Raw genomic sequence first — 21,082 nt, 5'->3', positions numbered from 1 at the left:
AACTGCCTTGTTTAATTAAAGTGTTTAAATTGGTTTTAATCGTTAATAGCTAATATTTTCTAGCTATTAACGATTCTAGGAAATGGAAAAATGACACCAACTCTCACGAGCGGGAAATAAAATGTACCCAAAACCTTCCATCGGGGGGGATGCAGGTATCTTTAATCATTCCGTAGGAGTAATGCAGGAATTTACCCTTTTCATCGTTTCCGTCGGGTTCATTGCGCTCGTATCCATCGGCGAACCATTCCCCATAAGGATCGTGAACAATGAAGCCTGTGCTGTCATAGCCAACGAAGACAACGATGTGACCTTCTGGATAAGTAAAATAGCCATGTACAACTGCTGGGTTTCCACTCGCTAACCAATCTGTAACTTGTTCAATGGTGGCCGTTTCACTGTAGTTATCTTTCGCTCCATAGTCGCGCACAATTTGAGCTAGATCGTAACCACTATGCCGGCTTAATCCTTGATCTAAGGCATAGTTGTAAAGCTCATCCTCAAACTGCCCCTCACTGTGCCGACGAGGAATCTTTAGATACTCCAAACACATCGCTATTGAAGTAACATTGCAAGAACCATCAGGGTTCATTTCATTATCTCTCTGAGATTTGTAAGGAACCGGCAATTTAACTTCATCGCGTTTTGGATAAATTCTGGTAGTGCCTTCAAAAACTTCGGCGTGTTCTCCAAAAATATATCCAGTCCAAGTATTCTCAACAGGAGTATCAGCTAAGGTGATTTTTAAATGACCGCGCTCAACTTCAAATGATGCAACTCTGAGGGTGACGCCGACTTTGAGATTGTGTTTTTCTGCCGGCAATAAAGCATCGGATTGCAACGGTTTATTTTTAAGGAGAGTATCTTGGATAATTTTAACCTGAATTGAGGGAACCCCTTCCGCTCCTCGCGTTGCTACTTTATCAACTTCGAGGAGTTCGGTAGCTGTTCGTTTTCCCAAAAATCCTGGTTCATAGCAGCGATTTAGTTTTTGGAAGCGTTTTAAAACAGCAATAGAAACAGGGCCAAAGATATCTTCTACTGTGGGAGAGAGTAGCCCTTGAGCGATCAGAAGCTCTTGGATTTCCAGGCTTAACTCTCGATCGGCTACTATTTTGCTGACATCGTATTTGATATTTGTCTCGACAAAATCTTGGAGATGCATTTTTTATGCCCCTTTATGCCTCGGGTTTCCTTGTTGCATAGACCGAAACAGATTTGGATTGGGAGAAACTTTTTGCTTAATCCTAAAAATCTGTGACAGCGTAGGTTTAATAGTAGGAGAATAATTCCCAAAAAGTTCCTAGCTTTTAGTTGAGTCTTAAATTAGCCAAAAGGCCAGCTCGCCACTGGCCGTAAGTACAGGACAGAACCTGTACTTTTGGCTAGGTGTCGTGCAAAACCACAGGCTGGCAAGGCTTTTCGGAGGGCGATCGATTGGGCGATTTGAGATTTGAGATTTGAGATTTTAGAATTGCTCCCACGGGCTGTAGCGATCGCACGTGATGAGTACGCTACGCTTTTTTCAAGGGTTCACGGCCTGTACCGGGGGCCTGTGCCCAAATTGCATTCCGTCAGCATAAAAAATCAAATACAAATAAACCCGGTTGCTGTCATCTACTCCAAACAGCCGATATAAAATGCAGCTAAATTCCACTTAAAACAAATTTTCACTATTTAGATAGATGTCGTATTTTTAGTTTTTTATCTACGCTGATTGTATCGAGTTATTAATAGAATTGCCGTGATTTTTCCCAACCCTAGTCCGTTTCCAGGCCCCCAGATTCCCAGTACCGAACCGGGGCTGCCGACTATACCCGCATCGCCACCAGTGCCGGGCCCCGTACCCGAACCGATTCCCGGCCTTGTACCGGAACCGGTACCTGCGCCAATTCCCCAGCCAATTCCCGAACCGGTGCCGGAAACTGTACCCTCTCCAATTCCTCAAACAGTGCCGGAACCTATTCCTCAGACAATCCCTGAACCGGTGTAAATTATGTTTTAGTCGATCGCGAAATTTAAGATTGTTTGTCAGGCCGATCGCAAGAACCGGTTTCTCCAAAGTCCCCAATATTTTTGTGGAATATCAGACTTGAAAAAACTCGGTTTTTGCCTAAATTATCAATTAATTGAAGTTGAGCGCATTCTCTTTACAAAGGTCAACAGCACCCAAATCAGTGGATTTGCCGTCCGAGTATTCGGCCCTGACATCGAAAATACAGCCCGCATCCGAGCCGCCGTAGTCAGCTTGATCCCACTTAAAATCTGCCTTTCCCCGATCGGGAATCGGGGCCTCTAGCTCGTTTTCTCCCCAAGTATCCTTATCGGGAGGAGACATATAGACGGCTGTCATCGTCTTGCCGCTGTTGTTAACCACCGAAACTTTGACCATCTGAGCGAAAACGCTAGCTGCTGTCAGCGCTAACAGGGGCAGCGACAGCCCCACAGCGATCGTTACTTTGCTTAACAAGTTGTTAAGCATTTAGCCATCTACCTCAAGTTAGATATTTATTCAAGCTTAGCTGTGGAAGTTAGAACACACACGTCAGATATATTGCTGATACTTATGATATTTTGAAACAGTGATATGTTTCTAAATAGCTATGCTTACTGCCGGAATTGTCGGACTGCCTAATGTTGGCAAATCTACTTTGTTTAATGCTCTGGTTGCTAATGCCAAGGCGACTGCTGCTAATTTTCCTTTCTGTACGATCGAGCCAAATACGGGTATCGTGGCAGTGCCAGACGAACGGTTGAAGGTGCTGAGCAATATTTGCAATTCCGCGCAAACTGTGCCGACGCGGATGGAATTTGTGGATATTGCGGGTTTAGTAAAGGGGGCGAGTCAGGGAGAAGGACTGGGAAATCAGTTTTTGTCTCACATCCGGGCTGTGGATGCGATCGTCCACGTTGTCCGCTGTTTTGACAATGACGATATTATTCACGTTGCGGGTTCTGTCGATCCCCAGCGAGATATTGACATTATCAATCTCGAATTAATTCTAGCAGACTTAGCTCAAATTGAACGCAGGCTCGATCGCACTCGCAAGCTAGCCCGCAACAATAAGGAAGCTCAGGCCGAAGTGGATGTACTCGAAAAATTAGTCGCGGTTTTGAATGCGGGGAAACCGGCGCGGCAGTACAATTTCACAGATGAAGAAGCTCAATTAGTTAAAGGTTTGGAATTACTGACCAACAAACCAATTATCTATGCTGCTAACGTATCGGATGACGATTTAGCAACGGGAAATAGCTATGTCGAACAAGTGCGGGAAGTAGCAGAAGCAGAAAATGCTAAGGTTGTCATAGTTTCGGCGCAAGTTGAGTCAGAATTGGTGGAGTTATCTGAGGAAGAACGAACGGATTTCCTAGAATCTCTGGGGGTAAAAGAAGGTGGCTTGAAATCTCTGATTCGAGCTACTTACGAATTATTGGGTTTGCGGACTTATTTTACTAGCGGCCCGAAAGAAACTCGCGCTTGGACGATTATCGCGGGAATGTTAGCACCGCAAGCTGCAGGGGTTATTCACTCGGATTTTGAACGGGGTTTCATCCGGGCCGAAACTGTAGCATATGAAGATTTGGTTGCTACGGGCGCGATGAATGCGGCGAAGGAAAAAGGCTTAGTTCGCAGTGAAGGAAAAGAGTATGTTGTACAAGAGGGGGATGTGCTGTTGTTCCGATTTAATGTTTAGCTTTTTTAAGGAGATTGCCACATGAAAATCGACATCTTTTCGCTGGCAATTGCTTGGGTGGTAACTTCAGTGAGCTTTTTTATAATTTCCAAGCTGCCCATCGGGGTAGATATTGACAGTTTTGGAAAAGCGATGATTTCGGCGGCGGTTTTTGGATTGCTGAATGCTTTTGTGCGGCCTATTTTTGTTGGAAATGTTGAACCCTTTGCGTTGCCAACTTATAGCTTGTTTGCGATTGTTATCAACGCTGCTATGTTTGGATTGGCGGCTTGGCTAGTCGAAGGATTTCGGTTGCGGTGGGGAATTTGGAGTGCTTTGCTGGGGGCGATCGCCCTCGGTTTTATTAACTCTCTTCTCTATGACGTGTTGGATAAGCTGCCAAATGTACGGTAGATCAAGGTAACGCGCGGGCGGAAGGAAGGGGCGGGTTTATTCATCCTGTTAGTTATCGCCAATATTTCAGGTGAAACCCGCCCCGACGGCAAATATTTTAGGTGTAATTCTCCCATATCAGGTATTTATTTTTTGGTATGGGTTGAGTTATTAGCCTTCACAGTAGTCGATAAATTTGTCGGGAACTAGGCGCAATTCGCCCGATCGAAATCGCTCGATCGGCATCCAAAATGCAGTATGTTCCCCATCTCCGTCTGCAAAATCCAGACTATCCAATTCATAAAATTTGGAATCGACAAAATCGCACTGGTATAGTTGTATTAATTCATGTCCGGCTTTGCCATTATAAACAAACAAGTTTTCTAAACAAGCCAAATATTTGATATTTGTTAACTCGGCTTGAATTTCTTCTTGAAACTCTCTTCGCAAAGCGTCGATGCTGTGTTCTCCAAATTCTATGCCACCGCCCAAAGCGCGGTAGAATGTTTCTTGTTTTACCGGATCTTCGCATTCGGACACGAAGATGCGATCGCCAGATCGAATCAATCCTAAAACAATGACCCGAATTTTACCTTGCATAATATAGCCATCAGTCATTAGTCATCAGTCATTAGTTATCAGTTAACTGGTTCCTAGGCTCTGCCTAGGAATCAATGTCCAGAGGCTCTGCCTCGCTTTCGGAGCAGCTTTCATAGGAGGCAGAGCCTCCGGATATGTGTTACCAGGCAGAGCCTAGTAACGAGTAGAATCCGCCCCTAATGAGTAATCACTAATGACTAATTATCAGCAGCAAAACCCTCTCTGCTCCTCCTATTTTCAATTGGCCAGTCTATATTTTCACCGCCGATAATTAGTTTTTCAATCGTTACGAATTCTTTACTGAGTTGCTGGAAAACATTAATCAAAACGTCGAGCCCAATTGCATCGCTAGTACCCAAATCAAACCAGCAGCGAGCCCAAGAACCTTGATACTCCATTTCTCCCATATTGTGCATCAAAGCCATCATGCTTTGGTCGGCTAGATTAACATCATAATTCATATCACTGATGTCTAAGCCTTCATCTTGAACTTGCAAATTTTCCGCATTAAATCCTCCGAGTTTTCCCAAGAAAAACCAAGAGTCAAACACTTCTTCAACATACTGTTTTTCACCGTTTGAAGGCACGTTGCTGAACTTCAGCCAAATCCAGAGGTCAAAGGGGTTAAACTCGCGAAACTCTACTTGCATCAATTTTATCAAAGAAAAGGAATGGAATTGCAGGAATGGGATTGCGGGAGAGAGGAAAAGTGGGACAGAGGGAGACAGGGAAAATTTTCCTCCTGACTCCTGACTTCTGACTTCCCCTCTGACTCTTTTTATAGTGGTGGTAAGGCGGCCGGCCCCCAGACTCCATCTGCATCTCTAATTTTATCGCGCATCGGGTCACAGTCGCGAGATTTGCTGTCGAGACGGTTGCGGGTTCTGCACTGCTGAAAGAAGATTTCGGCTACTAAACTGCGGGGCAGTTGGTCGGGTTTTGCTAAGGCTGCGTCGAAGTTTTTTCGGGCTTCATCAAGTAAGGCTTTGTTGCTGTCTTTCCCTTGGGATTGGGAAAACAAGATTTGTGCTTTTAGATAGAGAACTTCTGGATTGTTGGGCGTTTCTGCTAGGGATTTGTTGGCAAACTCTAAAGCGCGATCGTACTTTTTCAAGTCTCGATAGCCTACTGCCATGCCGCGATAAGCTAAGTAGCGGGGAGAGGCTTTTTGTTCGAGTCTTTGAATTGCTTCGTTGGGGTTGGAAAAGGGCAGGTTTGTGGCTAGCATTAAGTCCATGTAGCCTTTGATCAGGTTGAGTTCTGGGTCGTTGGGCGCTATTTTCTCGGCGGCCTCTAGGTATTGAAATACTACTCGCAATTTACTCAAAGCTTGGGGCGCGCCTTTGGCTGTTCCTTCTTTGGCTATAATGTTCGCCCCTTCTAGAAAGTGACCTGCTGCTGTGTAAATATTGCCGCGCAATGGATTAGTTTTAGTCAAATTTTCGCCGACTTCGCGGGTTTTTTGCGCGTAGGAATTCATCGAGTTGAAGTCTTTTTCGATGTAGGATAGGGATGCGGCCATCGCATAGGCTAGCGGCTCGTTTGGTTCGGCTGATAGTGCTTGTTGAACTTGAGTTTTTGCTTGTTTGTAGTTTCCTTGCTGAAACATTGTTTTGAAAGCGGTTTCGGTGTTGGGCCCGATCGCCTGCGGGTTGCTGCTGCGAAAGGGATCGCCCGCTACTGCTGAGTTAATGCAGATGCTGAGGGCGATCGCTCCTGCACAGGCGATCGCCCGCACTGTCTGTTTAGAACTTAACATTTGCTTGCCCACCGATGCTAAAGGGGTTTTCGTCATCGTCAATTCTCTCAATGTAATATACTCTAAACTAGAAACAAGAGAGTTAAATTCTCAGACTATCGGGCCGCGGTCAAAAAAAGAGTGAAATTTGCTTGATTTTTTCTAGCTGTTGCGGTATATTTTAATAATGGCAGTGTGACTTTAAGTATATAGACGCACAGATTTCCATTATTAAAATATACCATCAAAAAACTCAAAAAGCAAACACCAATCCTGAAAAAAAAAGGAAATTTTTTGTTAAGATTTATGTAAAATAATTGTGGGCGAGCGGCCCCAGCCAAAAACAGCCTTAACTGTCAATAGCACAACCCGAAGTTCCCCGATCCAACAATAACTATTTTTCTGATTGTTAACTGTAGACTGTTGAGTGTTAACAACTGCCAACTACCAACTGCCAACTACCAACTGCCAACTACCAACTGCCAACTAACAACTGCCGTTAATGCTTTATCTAAAAAACTTAGTATATCATCCTACCGCCTGTCCGAATCCTATTCTGAAAAATATTAACTTAGAACTGCCATCGCAGCAAATGGGGCTGATTGTGGGTCGCAGCGGTTCAGGCAAAAGTACGCTATTAGAAATATTAGCAGGTTTAGCCGAAAAAACTAGCGGCGACATCCGTTGGCGGGAACAAGAATTAACACCAGAACACTTGCAACAGCTAGGAGGGTTAGTGTTTCAGTTTCCAGAAAGGCATTTTTGCGGTGGCACAATTTTAGAAGAATTGCGGTTGGGGCATCCTGAATTGGGACAAGAACAAATTAACTCAGCAATGGCAGAAGTGGGGCTCGGACATTTGCCGCTGCGCGCTTCCCCTCACGCTTTAAGCGGCGGACAACAGCGCAGGGTAGCCCTGGCAGTGCAGCTAATTCGGCAGCCGCATTTGCTACTTTTGGACGAACCGACGGCGGGTTTGGATTGGTCGATGCGGCGGCAGTTGGTAAGCTTGTTGAGTAAGTTGAAAAGTCACTGGACTTTGTTGATTGTTACTCACGATGCTAGCGATTTGTTGAGCGTTGCTGACCGATTTTGGACTCTAAACCACGGGGATTTGCAGGAGGTCGATCGGGCTAAATTAGAAGCTAAGGAAACAAGTTGCGTTTGATTTTTATGGCGTTTCCAATGGTTTCCCGGCGAATAGAATTCGCGTCTAAATCAATTGGCAGCGAATAAAATTCGCGTCTACACAAACAAAGTCCGCCTGCGCGGACTGAAGAAATTATCGGCGAATAAAATTCGCGACTACACAAACAAAGTCCGCCTGCGCGGACTCAAAGAAAAGAGTGGAAATAGAATCTGATGAATGAGATTAAAATGTCTGTGTTGCCCCAGATGAACGAGTTGTGGCAAAAAACGCTGAATTGGCAGCCGGATGAGTCGCAGCAACAACAATTTCAGCGGCTTTACGAGTTAATTGTCGAGGGAAATCGCTCCTTGAATTTAACTCGAATTACTGAGCCGATGGAGTTTTGGGAAAAACATTTGTGGGATTCTCTGCGGGGAATTGCGAGACTGCTGCCAGCTAATCACAATTCGGCGGAAAATCCAGAATTGGCCGCCGAGTCGGTGCAGAAAGCGATCGATATCGGGACAGGAGGGGGTTTTCCTGGTCTGCCAATTGCGATCGCCCTGCCGCAACTATCAGTTACTTTGCTCGATTCTACACGCAAAAAAATTACTTTTTTGGAAACAGTTGTGCCGTCTTTAGGGATAGAAAATGCGGCGACTTTGTTGGGCAGAGCCGATGAAATTGCCAGAGCGCCACAGCACAAACAAGCTTACGATTTAGCCGTTCTCCGAGCAGTGGGAGCCGCTCCTCTCTGCGCTAAATGCGCGCTGCCTCTGCTGAAAAATGGCGGTTTGGCTGTACTTTACCGTGGAAATTGGACGGTGGAGGAAGAGACGGAGTTGCAAAGGGCGATCGAGCATTTGGGTGGCACAGTTGAGTCAGTAGAAGCATTCACAACGCCGACGAGTCAGGGTGCGCGGCACTGCGTTTACTTGCGGAAAGTTGTACAGCAGTTCGAGCGTCCCGTGCGCTAGTAGGGACACGGCACTGCCCGTTAGTGTCAACTTAATGTCAAAAGTAGTATTAGTATACCGTCTACCGATTAGGTCCCGATCCCCCCTAACCCCCCTTAATAAGGGGGGGACAAGAAATATTCTCAAAGTCAACCCCTACTCCCCTTATTAAGGGGGATTTAGGGGGATCGAGACTGGGCTAAAAGCGAGATTTCTCAGGGGTTTCAGTCTTAAGTTGACACGAAGAAGGGCACGGCGCCGTCTGCTTTATTTCATCTAATTGAAAACTACCCGATCGCCTTTTCGTAGCGCTGGTTAATTTCCGCCCAGTTAACCACATTCCACCAGGCTTTCAAATAGTCGCCGCGCAAATTTTGGTATTTGAGATAATAAGCGTGTTCCCAAACATCGTTGCCCATAATTGGATAATTTCCCTGCATGAAAGGAGTGTCTTGATTGGGAGTAGTTGCAATCTCAAGTTTGCCGGCTTTTGTGCGGACTAGCCAAACCCAACCACTGCCAAAACGCTTTGTACCTGCATCATTGAATTTTTCTTTAAAAGCGTCAAAACTGCCGAAAGTTTGCTTAATTGCTGTGGCAATTTCCCCTGTGGGTTCGCCACCACCATTGGGACTCATGATTTTCCAATACATATTGTGATTTAAGTGTGCGCCGCCGTTATTGCGAACAGCCGTGCGAATATCTTCCGGCACTTTACTCAAGTCTCGCAGCATATTTTCCGCACTCACGTTTTTTAGTTGCGGGTATTTGCTGATAGCCTCGTTGAGGTTTTTAATGTAAGCGGCGTGGTGTTTGTCGTGGTGAAATTGCATTGTCCGCGCATCGATGTGCGGTTCTAAAGCATTGTATTCGTAGGGCAGAGGTGGCAGTGTAAAAGGCCCCGGAGTTTGGGCTATTTTTGGGCTTTCTGCAGTTGGACTTGGTTGCGTTAAATTATTCCCTGATGCTTGGCAAGCACCTCCGGTAATAGCTCCGACGCTGGCAGTCAGCAAATACAAGAAATCTCGGCGTTTGAGAGTCATAAAAAGTACCTAAGTGAATTATTAACTGTTTTATCTCAGATTGAAGCAAAATGGGAGTGAGTTGAGAAAAAAAGTTGTATCGCCCGAATGGATGAGACGGATGGGCGATGGTTGTGAGAGTTTCTCAAGTCTACGCTAATGGTGTGTGCGTAAGTAAATCTCGCGTGCTCCGGCTAACCAACCCGGTTTCTCTGTCGAAACCGGGTTTTTTTGCGATTATTCTTGGGACAAACGCTGGATGGCTTCGCCTCCAAAAAGCCGATCGGCTGCTTGGAGAATACCGGGAATTTTAGCAGCGTGGGGACTGTGGGCTAGGCAGCGGCGCAAGTCTAATTCATGGAGGCGATGGCGTTCCGCCCCGCAAGCTACGGCTTTTTGGCCGGGGAACCAGTGGCCCGCATTACCTAAAAGGTTGTAGCGCATCTTGCAATAGTCGATCGTATCGTAAGCCTGCGCCAAATTCCACAGCCACAGAATCACATAAATATTAATACCTCCGGGAGTATTTTCGATAGTTGGTAAACCGACGTGCCAAGTCTTAAACCAATCTTCTCCTAATTTATCAATTGCTGCTTTTTCTAATTTTTCTAATATCGGTGGCAATATTTCATCGGCTCTATCTAACAATTCTACAGTTTTCAGATGCTCGTTAAAATCTTCAGGTTTTGCTGCGCCCAAACTCAAAGTGTGTACTTGCGGATGCGACAAACAAAACAAATCATTAAACACCATCGGACTCAACGGAGAACACAAGTCTACCAATTTTTGCGGCGGGCTGTAAAGTTGACCGCCTTTGTCGGAAGGACTGATAATAAAAACGCCCATATCGTGACGTTTAGCAGCTTCAATAGCTGGCCAATTACTTTGATTGATGTAGTACCAGTGCAAGTTAAGATAATCAAATTGATTAGTTTCAATTGTTTTGACAATCACATCCGTCGGGCCGTGAGTGGAAAAACCAATAAACCTAACTTTCCCTTCTGCTTGCAACTTTCTCGCCACATCCATGCAGCCGCCCGGACGCATAGAATCCTCTAGCAATTCCCACGTATTAATGCCGTGCAGCGACAGTAAATCCACGTATTCTAGTTGCAAATAAGCTAAGGATTTATCAAAGTCTTCGCGGAAGTCTTGCGAGTTTGGTTTGGGGCTAACTTTCGTTTGCACTATCAACTTTTCGCGGGGAAATTTCGGGAAAATCCACCCCAGTTGCATTTCGGAAGTGCCGTAACCGCGAGCTGTTTCTATGTGATTTATGCCACATTCAATCGAGTAGCTAATCGTCGCTTCTAGATTTTGTTGATTGTCTGAGGGAATTTCATTGGCTGGCACGTCTTGCCATTTATACTGATATCTCATGCCACCGCAGGAAAAGACGGGCATGGATAATTCTGTGCGACCGAATCTGCGATATTGCATCATAAACAGTTGACAGTTGACAGTTGACAGTTGACAGTTGACAGTTGACAGTTGACAGATGAATCGCGTGGTTTTTAGGATGGAGATTTATAAACCACCCTAAAAATATTCCTCCGTCATACAGGAGTTTAAACCCCTGAATTTTGACAATCAAAGTCAAGGTAAGCCCAAGTGCATTTAAATTGTATAGTCAAATTTAAGAAAAGTCTTGTGGGGAGTAGGGGTTGGACCAGAAAGCCCGCCCTAAAAATACAATTTAGATGCCCTACAGCTTAACTCCCATATTGCAGCATTCTCCTGAACAGGCAAGATGCCTGTTCCACAAAGAGTTTTTGACCGCCAGTGGGCAGTTTTGACTATTTAGAAATCTCCCGTACTACGGGTTTTCCGTCTTGGATTTCCCCGACTAAAACCAAATCGGTACAGTCTACAAACAAACCATTTTCTAACACACCGGGAATGTTATTCAAGCTTTTTTCCATTTCTCCGGGGTTGGCAATGTCATCAAATTTGACATCTATTACCATATTACCTTGATCGGTAATTACGGGGCCTGCTTTTTTCACACCCATGCGGAGTTCGGGTTGGCCACCCAATTTTTCAATGGCGCGCATCACTGGTGTTAATGCCATCGGTATAACTTCGATGGGCACGCGAAAAGTCGAACCCAATTTATCTACGATTTTGGAACTGTCAACTACTACAATAAATTGAGTGGCGAGGTAATCGACTACTTTTTCGCGGGTGTGGGCTGCGCCGCCACCTTTAATTAAGTTGAGGTGGGGATCTACTTCATCAGCGCCGTCAATAGCCACATCAATTCTGTCAATTTCATCTAGTGTTGTCAGGGGTACTCCGTACTGTTTGGCTAACACTTCTGATTGAAAAGATGTCGGAACTCCTTTGATGTCTTTGAGTTGACCGGATTTTATGCGATCGCCCAATGCTTGAATAGTATAAGCTGTAGTTGACCCGGTGCCGAGTCCGACAATCATACCAGATTTTACGCGATCGGCTGCAGCAAAGCCGACTTGCTGTTTCATCAATTTTACGGGATCTTGTTCTGTGGTCATGTTCGGTACTCCTTAATAGTTTTAAGATTATACCATTTATTATGGATTTATTTAACCGCAGAGAGCGCAGAGAACGCAGAGAGGAAGAAGAAGAAGAGAGGGAACTCGCAAATTATTTCAAGTGGGAACTTCTCTCTTTTTTCTCTGCGCCCTCTGCGTCCTCTGCGGTTAAATAAAAAAAATCTAGTTCACAAATCGGTGGATAATTGCCACAATGAAAATCGGCTTTCTCGATACCTACACTTGGGATTACAATATTGAAACTCCTTACTGCAAACCTTTGGGTGGCACTCAGTCGGCTATTTGTTACTTAGCTGAGGCGTTGGCTGCACAGGGAAATGAGGTATTTTTGCTCAACAATACTTCCGAGTCGGGGATGTGGCGCGGCGTTGATTGCAGGCGCAGGGTGGGGGACAAATCTAATTTAGAATTGCTGCGATCGCTCGATTTTTTAGTTATAGTCAATATAGTCGGCAAAGCGCTGGAAATCAAACCGCTTTTGGGGCATCGAACTAAGTTAATTTTGTGGATTCATAACGAACCGGGCTTTGTATTCCTCGAAAATTTTAAGAATGAGCGAGAAATCAATGCTTGCGATGCCTTTGTATTTGTCAGCGACTGGCAGCGCGAGCAATTTCATCGGCGCTTTGGGATTGACTCTAATCGCAGTTGTGTTTTAAGAAATGCGATCGCACCTTGTTTTGCTAACATTTTCGACGATAATATTTCTATCCTCTCTCATAAATCTCGACCGCCCATTCTAGCTTACACCAGCACTCCATTTCGCGGACTCGATATTTTGTTAAAAGTCTTTCCCGAAATTCGTCAAGCTGTCCCCGGAACCAGATTAAAAGTATTTTCAAGCATGAAAGTACACCAAATAGACGACAATGATAACCAGCTTTTTTTCGGTCAACTTTACCGCCAGTGTCAGGAAACAGAAGGCGTGGAGTACGTCGGTTCCGTACCGCAACCCGAACTCGTCCGGCAACTGCGTTCAGTGGCGGTTTTAGCTTACCCGAATACCTATTTGGAAACCTCATCTATTGCCGTGATGGAGGCGATGGCCTGCGGTTGCCGGATTGTGACGAGTGAATTGGCAGCTTTGCCGGAAACAACTGCTGGCTTTGCCCGTCTAGTTTCAATGTCAGGCGTGGAAAATTTTGCATCGATAACTAATTGGAAGCGGGCGGGCAACGCAGATTGGGAGGGATATACAAGGCGGTTTTTAGAGGCGATAGTCGGAGTTTTAAATGAGAACCTGGGTGCGGGCAGCGCCACTGCTGAAAATCATTTAAGACAGCAGGTAGAATATATAAATCAAGGGTGTACTTGGTCTGTACGTTCCCGAAAGTGGGTAGAATGGCTGAATAGTATTAGTGTAAAACCTGTAAGAGTGGCAGAGCAAATGATCGGGAATTCTTTAGTAGGTTTAGAGGCAGTGAGAGATTATTTTCAAAAGGGAAATTGGCGGAAAGATCAGGGTGATCTCGGTGGCGCTATCGAGAATTATCAGAAAGCTTTAGAGTTTAATCCAGGAGATGCAGAAGTTCATAAAAAGTTGGCGGAAGTTTATGTTTTGCAAGGAGAATTTGAAAAGGCGATCGCCTCTTGTAATGTCGCTCTTCAATTTCAACCCACTTTTGCTCCTGCTTACTTGACAATGGGCAATGCCCTGCACAGTCAAGACAAACTGGAAATGGCAATTCAAGCTTACTTGCAAGCTTTAAAAATTCAGCCGGAATTTGCCGAAGCTAGCGCGAATCTCGGCAGTATGTATTACAAGTTAGGGCAATTGGAAGAGGCTGCCAGTTATTACCAAAAAGCTCTGGTAATTAATCCTCAATTGTCTTCGGTAAATATGATGCTGGGCAGCGTTTTGCAGCAGCAAGGAAACTTAGATGCAGCAATTAGTTGCTATCAAAAAGTGCTGCATCTGCAACCGGGAGATGCCAGCGCTGCTGAGAAATTAGCGAGTTTAATCGCACAAAAAGAGCGGCAAACTACTGACAGCAACTTTATCGAATTAGAAACAGAATCAGGGGAATCGCAACCAGTATCTGTCAACAAAGATGAAGGCTACGGCTTGCAGCCTTCGAGTATCAATTTGCCGGCAGCGCCCACCACTCAGACTTTAAATACTCCGTTTACCAACCCCGCTGAACTTTCCGAAGAAGTTACCTCGCTCAATGTTCCAGATAGCGGACAAGTTGCCAATTTTCAAGAAGTAGAACCGTACAATAAACTCGCAGAAAACTTTTTAGTTCAAGGTAAAATTAAAGAGGCGATCGCAGCTTGTCAGCAAGCGCTAAAAATTCGACCGGATTTCATCTACGCTTACGTCACTTTAGGCAATGCCTTGCAAGCAGGAGGCAAAACTGAAGCTGCAATTCGATCGTATTCTCAAGCCCTAGTATTGCAGCCAAATTTTGCGGAAGTGCGCGCCAATATCGGCAGTATGTATTTCAAAATGGGGCGTTTGGAAGAAGCGATCGCCCATTACCAGCAAGCCATCGCCCTGAGTCCCGATTTAGCGGGAGCTCACTGGAATTTAGGGAAAGTATATCACCAACACGGCAACATCGAAGCAGCGATCGCCTGTTTTAAAAGAACATCCGAACTCAACCCGCAGCTAGTCGGTGCAGACTTCCACTTTAACTTAGGTAATCGACTTTTGGGCCAAGGAAAGCGCGACGAAGCCATCGAATGCTACGAAAAAGCGCTCGCCATTAAACCGGATTGGGCCGAAGCTTACGGTAACATCGGCAGCGCGCGATCGCAACAAGGAAATCTCGACGCCGCCATCGCTTACTATCAGAAAGCTGTAGCTTTAAAGCCACATTTAGAAGTTTTGCACTTCAATATAGCCAACTCTTTTTTACAGCAAAACAAGTACGATGAAGCGATTACTAATTATCAAAACACTCTGAAAGTTAAGCCCGACTGGCCGGAAGTTCACGCTAACCTCGGCAATTGTTTTTCCATGCAGGGGCGGCTGGAAGAAGCTGTAGCCAGCTATCAGCAAGCTTTGGCATTAAAACCGAATTGGGCAGAGGTTTACTGCCGGATGGGACACATTCAAAAACAAGATAAGCCGTTGGAGGCGATCGCCCATTTTGAAAAGGCGATCGAATGCAACCCCAAATTTAGCGAAGCCTACCAACAACTGTGCGACTTGCTAAGCCATTCCACCAACCTCGCCGGAGCCCGCAGCGTAGCCGACAAATACTGCGAAAACTGCGGCGATGTCGCCCCAGTCATGTCAGCTACAGCCTACGTCTTTTCCTACCTGCAATCAGGTGTCAGCAAACAGGCAATTCAGAAACTCGAAGAAATCGAAAAACTCTGCTACGAAAAGGTCGAAACCTTTAGCGGGATCGAACTAAAACTGCTCTACGAAATCTTCCTGTTTGCAGTTTCTCACCTGCGAGACAACCGCGAAAAGAATGCCAGTTTCTACAGACTCATTGCCAAAGAATACTACCAAAAAGCCGTTCCTAAGCGCCAGGAAATTAACAGAAGCAACCTAGCCAAGTACCAAACAAAAGAACAGCGTCCTTTAAAAATCGGCTTCCTTTCCAAACACTTTCGCCGCCACTCAGTAGGCTGGTGCAGCGAAGCTTTAATTCGCGAATTAAGCCACATCACCCCCCACGTTCACCTTTACGTCACCGGGAAACTCCACCGAGATGAGGTTACGCAGCGGTTTGAAGACATGGCGGGCAAGTTTTACTGGCCTAAAAAATATCCAAACGGCTTTGCTGATGGCGGTGAAATCTTCGCCGAAGTAGCGCAAGACAACTTGGATGTTTTGATAGACTTAGACTCGATGACAGTCCCAACAAATGTCGAAGTGCTGTATCAATATCCTGCGGGAATTTGCGTTTCTTGGCTGGGATTCGACGCACCCTACATTTCAGATAATCACTACTTTCTGTGCGACGAACACACTCACCCCCCTGGTGTTGAAAAAAATTACTTAGAACAGTTAGTAAGATTGCCTGGTGGTTCGGTAGCAATTGGCGCACTGCAAAGCATTCCTGTGAATCGAGAGGCGATTAGAAATGCTCTCGGAATTGGCTTAGATCAAATGACTTATCTGTGCGTTGCGCCAGGGAGAAAAACCAATCCAGAAATGGTACGAGCTCAAGTTACAATTCTGAAGGAAGTACCAGATAGTGTGTTAATCCGCAAAGGTCAAGGCGACCCCGATGTTATTCACAGCACTTACCGCCAAGAATGCGAAATTCAGGGAGTAGATTTTGCTCGGATTAAGTTTATAGGGCAAACCCGAAGTGAAGAAGAACATCGGGCTATTTATTATGTAGCCGACGTGCTTTTAGATTCCTATCCTTACAACGGCGGGACTCACAATTTAGAGGCTTTGTGGGCGAATTTGCCAGTGGTAACTCGATCGGGCGACCAATATCTTTCGCGGATGGGTTACGCTTTTCTGAAAAGTGCAAATCTTGATGTTGGTGCGGCGTGGAGTTGGGAGGAATACACGCAGTGGGGAGTTAAGTTTGGCCGCGATACGGGTTTCAGAAATGCGGTGAAAGAGCATTTAGTAAAATCTAAGCAGCCAGAACATCTCGCACCTTTGTGGAATCCTAAAAAGTTGGCTGAGGATATGTATGAAGTGTTTCAAAAACTGTTAGCTAAATAGGTGGGGCATTGGGCATTGGGCATTGGGCATTGGGCATTGGGCATTGGCATAGCAATCCCTCATCATTAGTGAACTCCTTTCTTACTCTCTTCTCTTCCTCTGTGCCCTCTGCGCCCTCTGCGGTTCAATAAAAAAAGAGATATCAGGTAGAGAAAAACGATTTCTGGATATTTTTACCCAACGCCCAGTAAAGTTTTGTAAAAAAATCCGTGAAAATGCGTAAAAATTCTGCGCCGAGTCTGATTAATACATAGCTGATTCATAGTACCGCGATCGCACTAACTTTATGCCAGTTAGGGCGATCGTTTTTTTAGTAATACCAGTTTCAAACAAGAATGCAACTGTAGACAAGCTCCCAACCAGCAGCTTCATCAGTAATTCCCAAATCAAAAATCAAAAATCAAAAATCAAAAATAACCTGATTACTCACTAATCGCCACTCGATCGCGCCCGCCCGACTTAGCTCGATACAATGCCTTATCCGCAGCTTCAATCAACATTTTTGGGGAATTTTGACTTTGCGAAACGGTCGCAACTCCCAAGCTGAGAGTCACAGAATCACTGACAACAGACTTAATGTGGGGAATTGCCAAGGCTTTGACGCGGCTGCGGATTCCCTCCGCAACCGCCTGTGCAGCCACGACATCCGTATTTGGCAAAATTACCGCAAATTCCTCGCCGCCGTACCTAGCAGCCAAATAAAGGCGTTCTGCGGGTGCGTTTGTGCAAGCCTCCCCGATCGCCCGCGCCACTTGCTGCAAACAAGCATCCCCGGCTTGGTGGCCGTAATTGTCGTTGTAAAGTTTAAAACAGTCAATGTCGCACAGAATCAAAGATAGCGGTTCCAAAGAGCTCGACTGTTCCCATTCTCGATTGATCACCTCGTCAAAACGGCGGCGGTTAGCTAGTTGAGTCAGACTGTCCAAATTCGCTAACCCGTCCAACCGCTGGTTGGCCGCAGCTAACTGCTGGTAAAGTAAAGATTGTTCGATCGCGATCGCCACTTGAGTCCCCAACTGACTCAGCAAATCCACATCAAACTGCTGCCACTGGCGGGGTGCCGAACAGTGGTGGGCAATCAGCAAACCCCACAACTTCGGCACTTGACAAGAGCTGTTACCTTCCCTCGGTTCTATTCCCTGCTGGACAATCGGCACTACCAAATTTGCCTTCACCTGACAAGTCTCCAAAAAATTAAGGTGACACTCGCTCAAATTAGAAGCATGAATATCCTCTATGGCGCGAATGCGACCCTTTAAATACTGTCCGATGTAAGTAGTGGCAAAACAGCAATCCTCAATTCCCATCCCCTTGAGTGGCATCCATCCTTCTGCAACCGACTCCACCACCACATCTCCGTTCCAGTCGGGTCGGAAGCGGAAAACCAGCACGCGATCTGTTACCAAAAACTCCCGCACTTCCGCTACTGTAGTGTTGAGAATATCTTGGAGATCCAGAGAAGAACGGATGCGCGATTGAATCTGTGCGATCAGGCGTTCCCGTTCTATTTGTTGCCGCAGCGCGACTTGGGCTTGCTTACTTTGAGTAATGTCCCGGCCTTCCGGCAGCAACAAGACTATTTTGCCAGTTTCATCCGCGACCGGTTTGAGAGAAAAATCAACAGTTGCCGTCCGATTTACACCTTGAACTTCCACTTCATAGCGGACAAATTCACCTTTTGCCGATCGAGAAATCGCCTCTTGCAACTGTTGGCGAACTTCCTGAGAATCTCCCCACCAAGGCAAAAGCCAAAACGGTTTATTGGCAACATCCCGTAGCTTAATTCCCGCAAAATCCAGAGAAGTTTGGTTAGCTTCCAGCAGAGTGCCGTCGGGTTTCAATAAGCTGACAAATTGGAAAGAAGAATCAAAAATTGCCCGAAAGCGCCTTTGAGAATCTCCCAACATTGCCGTTACCTTTTCGCGAGAGGTAATATCGCGGAAGCGCCACACCCTGCCAATAATATTTTGTCCGACTCTAATTGGCTGCGTATAGCGCTCAAAAGTGCGGCCGTCTTTAAATTCTAGAATATCGCAACCTTCCGACTCCGCATCACTATAAAATTCTTTAACTCTCTGCAAAAAAGCCCTCGGATCTTTAACTTGCTTAGTGAGGAATGCCAGCCGCACAGTTCTATCCATTGAGTTTCTAACTTCTTCATAAATTCCCCACATTTGGACTAACTTTTCGTTATAACTAATCATTTCTCCGGCGGTAGTAACGGCGAGAATGCCGTCTGCCGTTGCTTCTAAGGTAGCGTGCAGCAGAGACCGCGATCGCTCTAATTCTGCTGCGGTCAATTTGCGTTCCGTGAGGTCTCGGACTGCTTTCACCTGTACTAAACGACCTTCCCAAAATACGAATTTGCTGCGAACGTCAGCAGGAAAAGCAGTTCCATCTCGCTTGAGAAAAATAGTTTCACAGACTGTATTGCTGGCTGCAGAAATCATTTGCGACGCCTGTTTGTATGATTTGGGCGACAGTAGTTCCAGCAAGCTCATTCCCGCCATTTCCGCAGGTTCGTAACCGAAAAGTTGGGCAAAATTGCTGCTGACGCTCAAAATTGTGTCGCGGTCAGCCACAGCAACTGCTTCAAAATAAGCTTCGCATTCGAGCAAGCGCGCTGCTGGCTGGCTGCTGCCATTTTCGCCGGCCGAATAGCTGTTGTTAATTAACTGTTGCAATTGCGTATTTGCCGAGTACAAAGCGGTCATGGCTTGCCTGTACATAGCAGTACGTTTCTCGACTTTTTGTGCGAGGCGATCGCGATATTCTCGCAGTTCTTTTTCGACTCTAATTAAATCAGTAATATCTACTGCAAACACGATTACGCCAGCGACTTTACCTGTTTCATCGCGGTAAGGTATTTTATCTGTCCGCACCCAGCATTTTTGACCCGATGCTGTTGGTAATAGTTCGACTTGCCCCTGTTTGGGAACGCCAGAATTGATTACTTCCAAATCTTCTAAATAATATTGCTCTGCTTCGTCAGGATATATTTCATAAAAAGATTTACCTTCTAATTGAGCAGCAGGCAAACCTCTCGATGCAGCGGCGGCTTGATTAATTCGCAGCAGGCGACTTTCGGTATCTTTGAGCCAAATCATCGCCGGCACGGAATCAAAAATAATTTGCTGTTCTTGTTGCTGCAGGCGTAGTTCGGCTTCTGCTTCTTTTCTTTTTATTATTTCTTTTTGCAGTTTTTGGTTAGCTTTTTTGAGTTCAGCAGTGCGTCTTTCTACTCTTTGTTCGAGTTGATCGTAGTATTGCGTCAGCAAGTTTTGCTGCTGTTCGTGTCGCAATGCTTCTAATTTTAACTTTTCGCTAGCTGACAAACTTGAGGATACAAAATCTGCTAATATTTGCGTAAATTCGTGTTCTTCTTCCGTCCAATCACCGTCGGAACCCTGGCGTTCAACGCTGACTATTCCCGCCATTTTACCTGCTAGCACAATCGGTACGCTTAACAGGGAAGTCGTGCCCCGATCGAGCAAATAAAGACTGACAAGTTCTCGCGTTCTCGGGTCATTTTCTGCTGCCACAGTAGCGATCGCACTGGCAGATTTTAAAGCTTGAAAATATGCCGGACAGTCGGCTGCTGTGATGATGATTTGTACGGAATGGAGTTTAGTATTTTGTTCGTAAAGGTCGATGCAGTGAAGCTGCGTTTTGTCTTCGCCATACAGCCAAATACTGGCTCGATCGCAGTTGACAATACTAACAGCGGTTTCTGTTACTTCGCGGATGAAGCCTTCTATATTGTGGCGTTCTTTAAGTTGACTTTTGGCTAATTTTGCGATCGCTAAAGTTGGACTGCGCCAATTTGCTCTCTGGTTGGGCGACCTGGGTGACTGCGAAGCAGCCTTAATTTCTTCGCAAACTAACAGTATAGCCGGCCGTTGGAAATTCGCCATTGAACGACCATTAGTATTTTCCTCTATTTTCCAATCTACCGTCGGCATTGGGCGCGCGGTTGCTTTTACTCTAATAATCTTGCCGTCTTTGCAAGTCAAGCAGCCTTCCCAATAGGCAATTTTTGGAGTGGGCGTACCGTTTTCCGGCTGGGCCAATCCGGCAAATTCTGCCTGCATTTTGCCTTGCTCTTGGCAGTAAAATATGTTAAAAATTGAATGACAAATTAATTCCTGCGATTTGTAGGCAAGGCGAGACGCGCCGAATTGATTGAGCGAAAAAACTCTTCCCAAAGCGTCTAGAACGAAGTAAATGCCCGGAAAATTCTCGTAGAGAGTTCCATACCAATCTTGTTCGACTTGTTGGCTGCACGAAAGTTTGGCTGTCGCGAAGTTGCCGTCGGTGTCGAGCAAGTGAGAATAGTTGGTTTCGGGGTTGCTTGAATTACTTTTTTTAGCAAACACTTTTAGCTTAACTCG

The 21,082-nt window shown here is 45.6% G+C and carries 16 protein-coding genes; 6 read left to right on the top strand and 10 right to left on the bottom strand.

Features of this window, described 5'->3' with window-relative positions; genetic code table 11:
* Window positions 1–103: 103 nt before the first annotated feature.
* Window positions 104–1,165 (bottom strand): C39 family peptidase, encoded by a 1,062-nt coding sequence (locus QUB35_RS06145; RefSeq protein ID WP_333140324.1) that lies wholly within the window; start codon window positions 1,163–1,165, stop codon window positions 104–106.
* A 579-nt stretch (window positions 1,166–1,744) separates the two neighbouring features.
* Here QUB35_RS06145 and QUB35_RS06140 point away from each other — a divergent pair.
* Window positions 1,745–1,993 (top strand): gamma-aminobutyric acid A receptor, epsilon-like protein, encoded by a 249-nt coding sequence (locus QUB35_RS06140; protein WP_332979482.1) that lies wholly within the window; start codon window positions 1,745–1,747, stop codon window positions 1,991–1,993.
* Between the two features lie 132 nt (window positions 1,994–2,125).
* On the opposite strand, the gene QUB35_RS06135 is transcribed toward QUB35_RS06140, so the two are convergent.
* A complete protein-coding gene (locus tag QUB35_RS06135) occupies window positions 2,126–2,482 on the bottom strand; it encodes a hypothetical protein (protein WP_333140322.1) in 357 nt (118 codons plus the stop codon).
* A gap of 121 nt (window positions 2,483–2,603) precedes the next feature.
* Here QUB35_RS06135 and ychF point away from each other — a divergent pair, with 121 nt between their 5' ends.
* Window positions 2,604–3,695 (top strand): redox-regulated ATPase YchF, encoded by a 1,092-nt coding sequence (gene ychF, locus QUB35_RS06130; protein ID WP_333105604.1) that lies wholly within the window; start codon window positions 2,604–2,606, stop codon window positions 3,693–3,695.
* A 27-nt stretch (window positions 3,696–3,722) separates the two neighbouring features.
* Window positions 3,723–4,088: a phage holin family protein gene (locus tag QUB35_RS06125; RefSeq protein WP_333140429.1), complete on the top strand. Its 366-nt coding sequence runs from the start codon at window positions 3,723–3,725 to the stop codon at window positions 4,086–4,088.
* 150 nt (window positions 4,089–4,238) lie between these two features.
* On the opposite strand, the gene QUB35_RS06120 is transcribed toward QUB35_RS06125, so the two are convergent.
* The 3 genes from QUB35_RS06120 to QUB35_RS06110 form a co-directional block, all read right to left on the bottom strand.
* Window positions 4,239–4,685, bottom strand: coding sequence for an NUDIX hydrolase (locus QUB35_RS06120; protein ID WP_333140319.1), 447 nt, complete (start codon window positions 4,683–4,685; stop codon window positions 4,239–4,241).
* A 179-nt stretch (window positions 4,686–4,864) separates the two neighbouring features.
* Entirely contained in the window at window positions 4,865–5,317 is a 453-nt protein-coding gene (locus QUB35_RS06115; RefSeq protein ID WP_190659407.1) for a DUF3531 family protein, read from the bottom strand.
* A 128-nt stretch (window positions 5,318–5,445) separates the two neighbouring features.
* The gene (locus QUB35_RS06110) at window positions 5,446–6,462 is read right to left on the bottom strand and encodes a Sll0314/Alr1548 family TPR repeat-containing protein (RefSeq protein WP_333140317.1); all 1,017 of its coding nucleotides are present in this window, start codon (window positions 6,460–6,462) and stop codon (window positions 5,446–5,448) included.
* A 445-nt stretch (window positions 6,463–6,907) separates the two neighbouring features.
* Between QUB35_RS06110 and QUB35_RS06105 the strand changes: the two genes are divergently transcribed.
* Together QUB35_RS06105 and rsmG are read left to right on the top strand one after the other, a co-directional pair.
* Window positions 6,908–7,573, top strand: coding sequence for an energy-coupling factor ABC transporter ATP-binding protein (locus QUB35_RS06105; protein ID WP_333140315.1), 666 nt, complete (start codon window positions 6,908–6,910; stop codon window positions 7,571–7,573).
* A gap of 194 nt (window positions 7,574–7,767) precedes the next feature.
* The gene (gene rsmG, locus QUB35_RS06100; RefSeq protein WP_333140313.1) at window positions 7,768–8,511 is read left to right on the top strand and encodes a 16S rRNA (guanine(527)-N(7))-methyltransferase RsmG; all 744 of its coding nucleotides are present in this window, start codon (window positions 7,768–7,770) and stop codon (window positions 8,509–8,511) included.
* Between the two features lie 266 nt (window positions 8,512–8,777).
* On the opposite strand, the gene QUB35_RS06095 is transcribed toward rsmG, so the two are convergent.
* From QUB35_RS06095 to rpiA, 3 genes are all read right to left on the bottom strand, one after another.
* A complete protein-coding gene (locus QUB35_RS06095) occupies window positions 8,778–9,533 on the bottom strand; it encodes a Fe-Mn family superoxide dismutase (protein ID WP_333140310.1) in 756 nt (251 codons plus the stop codon).
* A gap of 216 nt (window positions 9,534–9,749) precedes the next feature.
* Window positions 9,750–10,955 carry an aldo/keto reductase gene (locus QUB35_RS06090; protein ID WP_333140308.1) on the bottom strand — a complete coding sequence of 402 codons (1,206 nt, stop codon included), beginning with the start codon at window positions 10,953–10,955 and terminating at the stop codon, window positions 9,750–9,752.
* Between the two features lie 353 nt (window positions 10,956–11,308).
* Window positions 11,309–12,025 (bottom strand): ribose-5-phosphate isomerase RpiA, encoded by a 717-nt coding sequence (gene rpiA, locus QUB35_RS06085; RefSeq protein ID WP_333140306.1) that lies wholly within the window; start codon window positions 12,023–12,025, stop codon window positions 11,309–11,311.
* A 214-nt stretch (window positions 12,026–12,239) separates the two neighbouring features.
* Here rpiA and QUB35_RS06080 point away from each other — a divergent pair, with 214 nt between their 5' ends.
* Window positions 12,240–16,691, top strand: coding sequence for a tetratricopeptide repeat protein (locus QUB35_RS06080; RefSeq protein WP_333140304.1), 4,452 nt, complete (start codon window positions 12,240–12,242; stop codon window positions 16,689–16,691).
* A 243-nt stretch (window positions 16,692–16,934) separates the two neighbouring features.
* Here QUB35_RS06080 and QUB35_RS06075 read toward each other — a convergent pair whose 3' ends face one another.
* Together QUB35_RS06075 and QUB35_RS06070 are read right to left on the bottom strand one after the other, a co-directional pair.
* Window positions 16,935–17,063 (bottom strand): hypothetical protein, encoded by a 129-nt coding sequence (locus tag QUB35_RS06075; RefSeq protein WP_333140301.1) that lies wholly within the window; start codon window positions 17,061–17,063, stop codon window positions 16,935–16,937.
* Between the two features lie 50 nt (window positions 17,064–17,113).
* Complete coding sequence (locus QUB35_RS06070) at window positions 17,114–21,067, bottom strand: PAS domain S-box protein (protein ID WP_333140299.1); 3,954 nt, start codon at window positions 21,065–21,067, stop codon at window positions 17,114–17,116.
* Window positions 21,068–21,082 lie beyond the last annotated feature (15 nt).

Source organism: Microcoleus sp. B13-B6 (genome assembly GCF_036705405.1).
Classification (GTDB): domain Bacteria; phylum Cyanobacteriota; class Cyanobacteriia; order Cyanobacteriales; family Microcoleaceae; genus Microcoleus.
Note: the sequence above shows the minus strand (reverse complement) of the source record. Positions and strands in the feature narration are given on the sequence as shown.

Bases quoted from the DNA above. Each gene is read 5' to 3' on its own strand.
- QUB35_RS06145 (WP_333140324.1), bottom strand. From the start codon at position 1,165: ATGCATCTCCAAGATTTTGTCGAGACAAATATCAAATACGATGTCAGC.
- QUB35_RS06135 (WP_333140322.1), bottom strand. From the start codon at position 2,482: ATGCTTAACAACTTGTTAAGCAAAGTAACGATCGCTGTGGGGCTGTCG.
- ychF (WP_333105604.1), top strand. From the start codon at position 2,604: ATGCTTACTGCCGGAATTGTCGGACTGCCTAATGTTGGCAAATCTACT.
- QUB35_RS06120 (WP_333140319.1), bottom strand. From the start codon at position 4,685: ATGACTGATGGCTATATTATGCAAGGTAAAATTCGGGTCATTGTTTTA.
- QUB35_RS06115 (WP_190659407.1), bottom strand. From the start codon at position 5,317: ATGCAAGTAGAGTTTCGCGAGTTTAACCCCTTTGACCTCTGGATTTGG.
- QUB35_RS06110 (WP_333140317.1), bottom strand. From the start codon at position 6,462: ATGACGAAAACCCCTTTAGCATCGGTGGGCAAGCAAATGTTAAGTTCT.
- QUB35_RS06105 (WP_333140315.1), top strand. From the start codon at position 6,908: ATGCTTTATCTAAAAAACTTAGTATATCATCCTACCGCCTGTCCGAAT.
- rsmG (WP_333140313.1), top strand. From the start codon at position 7,768: ATGAATGAGATTAAAATGTCTGTGTTGCCCCAGATGAACGAGTTGTGG.
- QUB35_RS06095 (WP_333140310.1), bottom strand. From the start codon at position 9,533: ATGACTCTCAAACGCCGAGATTTCTTGTATTTGCTGACTGCCAGCGTC.
- QUB35_RS06090 (WP_333140308.1), bottom strand. From the start codon at position 10,955: ATGATGCAATATCGCAGATTCGGTCGCACAGAATTATCCATGCCCGTC.
- rpiA (WP_333140306.1), bottom strand. From the start codon at position 12,025: ATGACCACAGAACAAGATCCCGTAAAATTGATGAAACAGCAAGTCGGC.
- QUB35_RS06080 (WP_333140304.1), top strand. From the start codon at position 12,240: ATGAAAATCGGCTTTCTCGATACCTACACTTGGGATTACAATATTGAA.
- QUB35_RS06075 (WP_333140301.1), bottom strand. From the start codon at position 17,063: ATGAAGCTGCTGGTTGGGAGCTTGTCTACAGTTGCATTCTTGTTTGAA.